Source organism: Roseitalea sp. (genome assembly GCF_984466335.1).
In genome coordinates this window covers 1-9,707 of the sequence record NZ_CFIFWG010000123.1, presented here as the reverse complement: position 1 = coordinate 9,707, position 9,707 = coordinate 1, and the positions used below count along the sequence as shown (strand labels likewise).

The window sequence follows — 9,707 nt, the reverse complement described above, 5'->3', positions numbered from 1 at the left end:
CGATCCAGCTCACGGGCGACGCGTGCGCCTGAGAGCGATGTGTCCGCCACGAGGGCCAGACATTCGCGCCGACTGACGACCCTGTTGTCGGAAGTGCTCCACCGGCGAGAGGACTACATCGCCCGGCGGCGTACCCACATCACCGAACTGCGCCAGCGCGCCTCTGAGGCCGACGCCAAGCTGAAGCGTCTCTACGAGGCCATCGAGAACGGCGTTGCTGATCTCGACGATCCGGCCTTGAAGAGCCGAGTCGCCGAACTCTCCGCCATCCGCGATCAGGCACATACCGATGCAGAACGCGCGGCCGGAGCCATCGAACGCGCAGGACCGGACCTAACGGAAGAGAAAGTGAGAGCGTTCGCCGAACCGGCCCGCAAACGTCTGCGAAAGAGCGACGGCACCTATCGCCGCGATCACCTGCGCGCCGTCGCCCAGCGCATCGAGGTGATCGACAAGACCCAGGCTCGCATCATGGGCTCGCGCACCGCGCTCCTGAAAACACTCACCGCCGCCAGCGCTCAAACGGCGGCATACGTCGTGCCCACTTTGGAACCGAAATGGCGCACCCGGGAAGATTCGAACTCCCGACCCCCAGATTCGTAGTCTGGTGCTCTATCCAGCTGAGCTACGGGTGCGTTGCGCGGTCGGCCCTCGGGCCCGGCAAGGCGGCTTAGTAGTCGCTGCCGGCCTGGAAAGCAAGCGCTGTGGTGGCGATTTCATCGCCTTGCGATCATCGAGGCGGGATCGGCCGATCGCCCGTCAATCCGCTTCCATGGAGGCGACCAAGCAAACTTCAGCGCTCAAAAATTGGACGGCTTCGGCAGCCGCTAGGGCGGGTTCGATTTATCCGGGGACATATCCGGCGGCCTGGGTGGTTCGACATCGTCAGGTTTGAAGGCGCCGATGCTGTCGGCGGTTGCGTTCCATAGATTGTCGACGGTGCGGGCCGCAGCCTTGCGCCATGCGTGTTTGGGCTTGAACGGTCTGAACAATCAATGCAGGCCAGTGATCATCGAAACGATGTCGTTCTTGTCGGTCGAGGCCGCTTCCCGGATGCTGATCTGCTGGCCGCGCCGCAGAATGCAGATGCGGTCCGAAAGGCGGAACACCTGGTCAAGGCTGTGGCTGATGATCAGGATCGCGATCCTGCGCATCTCGGGGCTTCTGACACGGTCGAACAAGGTCATGTTCGACATCCTCACAGGTTCGGTCTTCGACCCGTTCCGACAGAGTGCCGTGACGGGCGAAGAAGGCAAGTGCACGCTTGAGGAAGTCGCAGCTCCATCCCGAAACGGAACCCTGGAACGGCTGATCGCGGCCAGACCCTCGATGCTGACCACCCGGTCCGAACCCCCTTCGGCTGCTGCGTCCTTCAGCCAAAAGGAAACGCGGGCCGTAGCCCGCGCTCAATGTGGTGCAATCGAATGCTTGTTAGCGGCTCGACCACGAATTCTGAACACTATCAGCGTACCCTCAAGTTTCCTTGAGGTCAATCTGGCAGTGGGCAGATTTTGGTCCAGCCGTAACAAAATGATCTTTTCAAGGCGCAGCTTTGCGCCATGCAAGGGCATTTTAAACTACGGCAACTCCGAGTGTGGACCTCCGCTGTCCGGGTTTACAGGACAAGTGCTTGGCCAGAGTTTGGTCGTGGGAACAACGCCCGGTGTGCACTCGGACTCCACGACAAGCCATAACCCGTTAGCCGCAAGCTCAATCTATTGAATTATGGAATAGGCAGTAAATATCCAAAAAAATATTATAATACAGATGGTAGCTGCTGTTGAGTTTGATGCAGCTATCGCCGTAAGCTCATATGCTCTTTTTCGGTGAGTATCATGCGTACCACAACCCGCCTCGCTCTCGACATCGGCACCAACTCCATCGGCTGGTGCCTTTATACTCTGGAAGGCGAGCGCATTGCCAGCATCATCGATCTCGGCGTGCGCATCTTCTCCGATGGGCGCGAACCAGCTGCAACCGGCAAGGTCGGTGCGTCCCTTGCCGTGGGGCGTCGCAACGCCCGGTCCATGCGCCGCTGGCGCGACCGTTACCTCAGACGCCGCGCCGCGCTGATGAAACGCCTCGCCGAAGCAGGGCTGATGCCGAAGGACCCGGCGGAGGCCAAGGCGCTCGAAGCGCTCGATCCTTATGAACTGCGCGCCCGGGCGCTCGACGAGGCGCTGCCGCTGACCCACCTCGGCCGGGCGCTGTTTCACCTCAACCAGCGCCGGGGCTTCAAAAGCAACCGCAAGACCGATCGCGGCGACAATGAAAGCGGCAAGATCAGGGACGCCACCGCGCGGCTCGATCAGGCGATGATGCTGAAGGGCGCGCGCAGCTATGGCGCGTTTCTGCATTTGCGCCGTGCCGCCGCGCCCGACCCGCGCCGCACGCCATCGGTGCGCACGCGGCTGACCATCGCGCGCCGCGACAATGCCGAGAAGGAAGAGGCGGGATACGATTTCTACCCCGACCGGCGGCACCTTGAGGATGAGTTCGGCAAGATCTGGGACGTCCAGGCGCGGCATCATCCGCAAGTGCTGACCGAAGATCTGCGCGACCTCCTGTTCGAAACGATCTTCTATCAGCGTCCCCTGAAAGAGCCGGAGGTCGGCCTGTGCCTCTTCGCAGGCCAGCACGGCGTGCCGCGCGACGAACGCCGATTGCCCAAGGCCCATCCGCTGACCCAGCGCCGGACGCTCTATGAGACGGTCAATCAGCTGCGCGTGACCGCGGACGGGCGAACGGCGCGGGCGCTGACCATGCAAGAGCGCGACACGATCATCGTTGCGCTCGACACCAGGAAGCCGACCAAGAGCCCGAGCGCGATGAACCTCACGCTCTCAGCCTTGGCCAAGACGCTCAAGCTGCCGGCCGGCGAACGCTTCACGCTCGAAACCATCAACCGCGATTCGATCGCCTGCGATCCGGTGCGGGCCAGCCTCGGCCATCCCGGCCGGTTGGGGGCCGGCTGGTCGGCGCTCGATGCCGATGCGCAATGGGATGTCGTCCGGCGGATACGGGCCGTCCAGTCCGATACCGAACATGCCGAACTGGTGGCCTGGCTGATGGCGGCCCAGGGGCTCGATGAAGCCCATGCCGAGGCAACCGCCAGCGCGCCGCTGCCAGAGGGTTATGGCCGGTTGGGCGAGACGGCGACACGAAAGATCCTCGCGACCCTCATCGAACCCGACCCTGGCGCCAACCTTCCGCGCACTTACGCGGAGGCTGTCGCTGCGGTGGGGTGGCATCATTCGGACGGGCGCACCGGTGAGGTGCTGGATGATCCGGCGACGCGGCCGGCTGGTGCCAAGGACTGGGCGTGGCCTCTGCCCTACTATGGCAAATTGCTGGAGCGGCACGTGATCCCCGGCAGCTACGACCCCGACCATGACGACGTGACCCGCTATGGCCGGATCACCAACCCGACCGTGCATATCGGGCTCAACCAACTCAGGCGGGTCGTCAACCTGATCATCAATGAGCATGGCAAGCCCGATGAGATCGTGGTGGAACTGGCGCGCGAACTGAAACAGTCCGAGGACCAGCGCAAGGCCAGCCAGCGCAATCTGAAAGCCGCAACGGAGGCCGCGAAAAAGCGGGCCGAAAAACTCGGACATCTCGGCCAGCAAGACAATGGCCGCAACCGCATGACCCTGAGGCTTTGGGAGGACCTGGGCGAGGACCCGATGCGCCGCTTCTGCCCCTATACCGGAACCAAGATCAGCGCACCCATGCTGTTCGACGGGTCCTGCGAGGTCGATCACATCCTGCCCTATTCCCGCACTCTCGACGACAGTTTCGCCAACCGCACCATCTGCCTGCGTGAGGCCAACCGGCAAAAGCGCAACCAGGACGCCCTGGGAAGCCTGGGGCGGAACCGGTCAGTGGGCCGACATCGAAGCCAATCTGAAATATCTGCCCGAGAACAAACGCTGGCGCTTTGCCCCCGACGCCATGGAGCGGTTCGAGGGCGAGAACGATTTCCTCGACCGGGCGCTGGTCGATACCCAGTATCTGTCGCGCATCGCCAAGGCATATCTGGAACCGCTTTACACCGAAGGCGGGCATGTCTGGGTCGTGCCGGGCAAGCTGACCGAGATGTTGCGCCGACATTGGGGGCTGAACTCCCTGCTGCCCGATCACAACAAGGGCGCGGTCAAGGCCAAGAACCGTACCGATCACCGGCACCACGCCATCGACGCGGCGGTGATCGGCGCGGTCGACCCAGGCCTTGTCAAACGCATCGCCGACGCCGCCGGCAGCATCGAGCGGCAGGGCCGCTCAGCCGAAGAGGTGGCCCGCGACACCGACGATCCGTGGATCGGCTTTCGCGACGATCTGAAGGCGCGGCTCGATGCCATGACTGTCAGCCATCGCGCCGACCATGGCCGGATCGATTTCGACGCCCGCAAAAAGGGCCGCGACAGCACCGCCGGGCAGCTTCACAACGAGACCGCCTATGGGCTGACCGACGAGACCCGCAACGGCGTGCCCATGGTGGTCACCCGCAAGCCTCTGGATAACCTCAAGCCCTCCGATCTCGACAAGATCCGCGATGCCGATCTGGTCCGCGCGCTAAAGCGGGCAACCGAAGGCAAGGAGGGCAAGGAGTTCACCGGCGCGCTCGCAGACTTTAACGCACGTCCGGGTCCCTATCAGGGCATCCGTCGGGTGCGCCTGATCGATGCGGTCGATGTGATCGCGATGAGCGAACCCGGTGGTCGGCCCTACAAGGGCTACAAGCCCGACAGCAACCATTGCTACGAGGTGTGGCGCCTGCCCGACGGCACGTGGGTGCACCATGTGATCTCGACCTTCGAGGCCCATCAGGGCCGCGCGAGGCGGCCCCACCCGGCGGCCAAGCGCCTGCTGCGTCTGCACAAGAACGACATGGTGAAGCTGGAGGAAAGCAAGTTCGGCCCGGTGATCGCCACCGTCGAGAAGTTCGATGCCAACGGCACCGTGACTTTGGTGGCGCACACCGAAGCCGATGCGGACCGGCGCTATCGAAAAGACACGGAAGACGTATTCATCCGGCTGCGCCCCGCCTCGCTGAAACAGGCTCGCGCGCGGCGTGTCGTGGTCAATGAGATCGGCCGTATCCGCGATCCGGGGCCAAGAGACCGAGGATAGCTGAACGGCGCGCAAAACAATCGACCATGATTCCAGCAGCTTGGAGTATTGAATTGTGGATCAGATCATCGACATTGCGACCGATGGGCGGCATCTCTCCCGCGACCGCGGGTTCCTGAAGGTCTCCGAAGGCGGGCATGAGATCGGCCGCACACCGCTCGACCGGATCGCCGGCGTGATCGTCCACGCCCACGGGACGACCTGGTCGACTTCGCTTCTGACCGAGTTGGCGGACCGCGGCGCACCCGTTGTCCTTTGCGGATCGAATCACGCGCCCAGATCGGTGCTCATGCCGCTCGAAGGCCATCACGCCCAAGGCGCGCGGCTGAGGGCCCAATGGCAGTCCAAGGCGCCGTTCCGCAAACAGGCGTGGAAGGCTGTCGTTGTCGCCAAGATCGGGATGCAGGCCGCCGCACTTGAAGCAGCAGGGCAAAGCCCCGCGCCGGTGAAGATGCTGGCGCGCAAGGTGACCTCCGGCGACCACACCAATGTGGAAGCCCAGGCCGCCCGGCTGTATTGGCCGATGATGATGGGCGGCGATTTTCGCCGCGACACCGGCGGAACCGGCGTAAACGCGCTGCTGAACTATGGCTACACCGTGCTGAGGGCTGCCACCGCCCGCGCCGTAGTGGCCGCCGGCCTGCATCCGACCATCGGGCTGCATCACTCCAACCGCGGCAACGCGTTCGCGCTCGCTGACGACCTGATGGAGCCCTTTCGGCCGCTGGTCGATTGCGCGGCCCGCAACCTTGCGCAGCGCAACGGGCCTGACGTCGATACGCACGCCAAGCAGGCGTTGGCACGGCTGATCGCCACCGATTTGCCCCTCGGCGACGCCTTAACGCCGGCGTCGGTGGCGCTGATGAAGCTTGCCACCACGCTGGGCCAGAGTTTCGAGGCCGGCGCCGTCAGGCTGGCGCTGCCGCGCCCGCCCGACCCCTTGACCCTGGCCAGGCTCGGTGCATGAGGCAGCCGGTCAGCTACCTTTCAGGATATCGCCTCATGTGGATGCTCGTGATGTTCGATCTTCCAACCGACACCAAGCCGCAGCGCAGGGCGGCCACCGATTTCCGCAATTTTCTTCTTGATGAGGGATTCGAGCGCAGCCAGTTCTCGGTCTATGCCCGTTTTGTCAACGGCAAGGAGGCGTTCGCAACGCGCGTGACGCGGATCGCGCGCAATCTGCCTGCTCAAGGCGACATTCAGATTCTGAACTTCACCGACCGGCAGTATCGCGATACCGTGCATTTCTCTGATCAGAGCCGGCGGGCGGCCCGGGAAAACCCGCATCAATTGGTGATGTTTTGAAGCGAATGGCGCGTTTCCGGGCAACAATGAACCGCGCAAAGTCCTGGGAATTCAGGACCTTACGACGCCATCCAGTTTAGCTGTTCAGAATTCGAGGTCCAGCCGCAACGCCCACAATCTGCGTGAGGTGCGGGAGTGGAGTTTAGCTGTTCAGAATTCGAGGTCCAGCCGCAACCGCGCGGCTGATGCTCTACCGCGACCCCGGAGTTTAGCTGTTCAGAATTCGAGGTCCAGCCGCAACCCAGGACCGGCCTTGATCCGGTATTCGATCAGTTTAGCTGTTCAGAATTCGAGGTCCAGCCGCAACTTGACCGCAAGCCGGTCGTTCAACTCGAACAGTTTAGCTGTTCAGAATTCGAGGTCCAGCCGCAACGGACATGAGCCATGTCGCGATCCGCGCCTAGTTTAGCTGTTCAGAATTCGAGGTCCAGCCGCAACTTTCAGATGGACCGGGCGACAACGGTTGTGAGTTTAGCTGTTCAGAATTCGAGGTCCAGCCGCAACAGCCTGACCTAGCGGACGCGACGCACTATGAGTTTAGCTGTTCAGAATTCGAGGTCCAGCCGCAACACTACGGATTGGAAGCCTGGAATCTGGTTTGATCCGTCAAATCAACGCAGCAATGGGCTTTAACCCTGGCATGATATGCGCCTCAAGCCGATCTGCCGGCCCATTGCGCTTCGGCGTCCCCGTCGAGCGTCGGCGCGCCCCTGGCCAATGCCAGTTCCGCGTTCGCAAAGCTGATCGGGCTGCGAATGCCGGGCACGCCGTCGGCATCGATCCGCATCCCGCGCGCGATGACCTGCGGATCGGCAAAGACTTCGGACATCGAGTTGATGGGGCCCGCGGGCAGGCCCTCGCGCGCCAGGTCATGAAGGAGGGGCTTTTTGGCGCGCCCCGCCAGCGCCGCCGCCAGGCGCTCGGTCAGGAGCGCGCGGTTGCGGACGCGCTCCGCATTGCCCGCAAAACGCGGATCGGATGCCAGTTCAAGCCCCAGATAGGCGCACAGCCGCGCGAATTGCGCATCGTTTCCCACGGCCAGAACGATGTGCCCGTCGGCGACGGCAAAGACCTGGTAGGGCGCTATGTTGGGGTGGGCATTGCCCATCCGTTCCGGGTCGACGCCGGTGACCAGGTAATTCATCGCCTGGTTGGCCATCACGCCCGTCATGCAGTCCAGAAGCGCCATGTCGATGTGCTCGCCAAGACCGGTTTCCCGCCGCCGGATAAGCGCTGCCTGAATGGCGACCGTGGCGTAAAGACCGGTGAAGATATCGGCAAAGGCGACGCCCATCTTCTGGGGCGGTCCATCCGGTTCCCCGGTCAGCGACATGATCCCGCCCATGCCCTGCACCAGATAGTCATAGCCCGGACGCATCGCATAAGGCCCCGTCTGCCCGAAGCCGGTTATCGAACAGTAGACCAGTCCGGGATTGGCCGCGGCAAGGCTTCCGGCGTCCAGGCCGAATTTCGCCAGCCCGCCAAGCTTGAAGTTCTCGATCACCACATCGGCATCGTGCGCCAGCGCCTTGACCCGCGCCAGATCCCCAGGCTTGCGAAAGTCGGCCACGATGGAGCGCTTGCCGCGATTTGCGGCGTGAAAATAAGCGGCCGTGTCGCCGATGAAGGGCGGACCCCACCGTCTTGTGTCGTCCCCTTCGGGCGCCTCCACCTTGATCACATCGGCGCCCAGATCGGCCAGCAACTGTCCCGCCCAGGGGCCGGCGAGGATGCGCGCCAGCTCCAGAACCCGCAGCCCGGCAAGTGGCGTCGTCATCAGGAAAACGCCTGCAGGCCGGTCTGCGCGCGGCCCAGGATCAGCGCATGCACGTCGTGCGTGCCCTCATAGGTGTTGACCGTTTCAAGGTTGGCCATGTGTCGGAACACCTGAAACTCCTCCGAGATGCCGTTGCCGCCATGCATGTCGCGCGCCGCCCGCGCGATATCGAGCGCCTTGCCGCAATTGTTGCGCTTGACCAGCGAAATCATCTCGGGTGCCGCATCGCCTCGGTCCATCAGCCGGCCGACCCGCAACGCCCCCTGAAGGCCCAGCGCGATTTCGGTCTGCATGTCGGCGAGCTTTTTCTGGAACAGTTGTGTCTGCGCCAGCGGTCTGCCGAACTGGGCGCGGTCGAGCCCGTATTGCCTTGCTGCGTGCCAGCAATGTTCGGCCGCGCCCATCACGCCCCATGAAATGCCGTAGCGCGCCCGGTTCAAGCAGCCGAACGGACCCTTCAGCCCTTCGACATCGGGCAGCAGCGCATCCTCGCCCACCTCCACATCGTCCATGACGATCTCGCCGGTGACGGATGCGCGCAGCGAAAGCTTGCCCTCGATCTTCGGCGCCGACAGGCCCCTGGCGCCCTTTTCCAGCACAAAGCCCTTGATCTTGCCGCCATGGCCCTCGGACCTGGCCCAGATGACGAACACGTCGGCGATCGGGCTGTTGGAAATCCACATCTTCGTGCCCGACAGCGCATAGCCGTCTGCGGTCTTCCTCGCCACGGTCTTCATGCCGCCCGGATCGGAGCCGGCGTCCGGCTCGGTCAGGCCGAAACAGCCGATCCACGCGCCCGACGCGAGCTTGGGCAGATATGTCCGCCGCTGCGCTTCGGTGCCGTAGGCATGGATCGGATACATGACGAGCGACGACTGAACGCTCATCATGGAGCGGTAGCCCGAATCGACGCGCTCGATCTCGCGCGCCACGAGCCCGTAAGAGACATAGCCCGCACCGACCCCGCCATAGTCCTCGGGGATCGTCACGCCCAGAAGGCCCATCTCGCCCATCTCGGCGAAGATGGCCGGATCGGTCGTTTCCTCGCGATAAGCCTCGACGATGCGCGGCTGAAGCCTGTCGGCCGCATAGGCCCGCGCCGCATCGCGCATCATCCGTTCGTCGTCGCCGAGTTGAGCGTCGAGACGAAACGGATCGGACCAATCAAAACAGGCAAGATCGGGTCTGTCCCTGGGCGTGAAGGCCATCGCTGTGTCTCCCTTGGGCTGGAAAGGCTCTAGCGCAAACCCGCCCTTCGGCCTAACAATGGTTTCTTCTGATATCATGAGTTTCCTGCATGCATCGTGCGAAAAGAAATGCGTATATGCCGAGCATTCATGAGCTCAGCGCATTTGTCGCCAGTGCTGAACTGGGTTCGGCCTCGGCGGCGGCGCTGGCGCTCAACCTCACCCAGAGCGCGATCAGCCGCTCCATTGCCAGCCTGGAGCGGCGGCTTGGCGTGCGGCTTTTCATGCGGCTGCGCCAA

General features: G+C 63.4%; 7 protein-coding genes, 1 tRNA gene, 1 pseudogene and 1 CRISPR repeat array. Of the genes and pseudogenes, 5 read left to right on the top strand and 4 right to left on the bottom strand.

Going from position 1 to position 9,707, the window contains the following annotated elements:
• Positions 1 to 558: 558 nt before the first annotated feature.
• Positions 559 to 635: transfer RNA gene (locus AC5E6L_RS11350), tRNA-Arg, on the bottom strand.
• A gap of 357 nt (positions 636 to 992) precedes the next feature.
• A complete protein-coding gene (locus tag AC5E6L_RS11345) occupies positions 993 to 1,187 on the bottom strand; it encodes a hypothetical protein (RefSeq protein WP_491773366.1) in 195 nt (64 codons plus the stop codon).
• 648 nt (positions 1,188 to 1,835) lie between these two features.
• On the opposite strand from AC5E6L_RS11345, the pseudogene cas9 (AC5E6L_RS11340) reads away from it, so the two are divergent.
• The 4 genes and pseudogenes from cas9 (AC5E6L_RS11340) to cas2 form a co-directional block, all read left to right on the top strand.
• Positions 1,836 to 3,842: pseudogene (gene cas9, locus AC5E6L_RS11340) on the top strand (type II CRISPR RNA-guided endonuclease Cas9); the annotation flags it as partial.
• Positions 3,826 to 5,136 carry a type II CRISPR RNA-guided endonuclease Cas9 gene (gene cas9 / locus AC5E6L_RS11335; RefSeq protein ID WP_491773364.1) on the top strand — a complete coding sequence of 437 codons (1,311 nt, stop codon included), beginning with the start codon at positions 3,826 to 3,828 and terminating at the stop codon, positions 5,134 to 5,136. The pseudogene cas9 (AC5E6L_RS11340) and the gene cas9 (AC5E6L_RS11335), both read left to right, overlap by 17 nt.
• A 55-nt stretch (positions 5,137 to 5,191) precedes the next feature.
• Entirely contained in the window at positions 5,192 to 6,103 is a 912-nt protein-coding gene (gene cas1 / locus AC5E6L_RS11330) for a type II CRISPR-associated endonuclease Cas1 (protein ID WP_491773362.1), read from the top strand.
• Positions 6,100 to 6,444 (top strand): CRISPR-associated endonuclease Cas2, encoded by a 345-nt coding sequence (gene cas2 / locus AC5E6L_RS11325; protein ID WP_491773360.1) that lies wholly within the window; start codon positions 6,100 to 6,102, stop codon positions 6,442 to 6,444. The genes cas1 and cas2 overlap by 4 nt, the downstream gene beginning before the upstream one ends.
• Before the next feature lie 73 nt (positions 6,445 to 6,517).
• Positions 6,518 to 7,014: direct repeats of the CRISPR family, unit length 36 nt; unit sequence AGTTTAGCTGTTCAGAATTCGAGGTCCAGCCGCAAC.
• Between the two features lie 82 nt (positions 7,015 to 7,096).
• Here the strand turns inward: cas2 and AC5E6L_RS11320 are convergent.
• Entirely contained in the window at positions 7,097 to 8,224 is a 1,128-nt protein-coding gene (locus AC5E6L_RS11320; protein WP_491773368.1) for a CaiB/BaiF CoA transferase family protein, read from the bottom strand.
• A complete protein-coding gene (locus tag AC5E6L_RS11315) occupies positions 8,221 to 9,429 on the bottom strand; it encodes an acyl-CoA dehydrogenase (RefSeq protein WP_491773358.1) in 1,209 nt (402 codons plus the stop codon). The genes AC5E6L_RS11320 and AC5E6L_RS11315 overlap by 4 nt, the downstream gene beginning before the upstream one ends.
• An 89-nt stretch (positions 9,430 to 9,518) precedes the next feature.
• On the opposite strand from AC5E6L_RS11315, the gene AC5E6L_RS11310 reads away from it, so the two are divergent.
• On the top strand, positions 9,519 to 9,707 hold a 189-nt coding region (locus AC5E6L_RS11310), incomplete at its 3' end, for a helix-turn-helix domain-containing protein (RefSeq protein WP_491773356.1).

What these genes read in the sequence shown, in the direction of transcription:
- AC5E6L_RS11315 (WP_491773358.1), bottom strand. Translation starts at nt 9,429, where the DNA reads ATGGCCTTCACGCCCAGGGACAGACCCGATCTTGCCTGTTTTGATTGG.
- AC5E6L_RS11345 (WP_491773366.1), bottom strand. Translation starts at nt 1,187, where the DNA reads ATGACCTTGTTCGACCGTGTCAGAAGCCCCGAGATGCGCAGGATCGCG.
- cas2 (WP_491773360.1), top strand. Translation starts at nt 6,100, where the DNA reads ATGAGGCAGCCGGTCAGCTACCTTTCAGGATATCGCCTCATGTGGATG.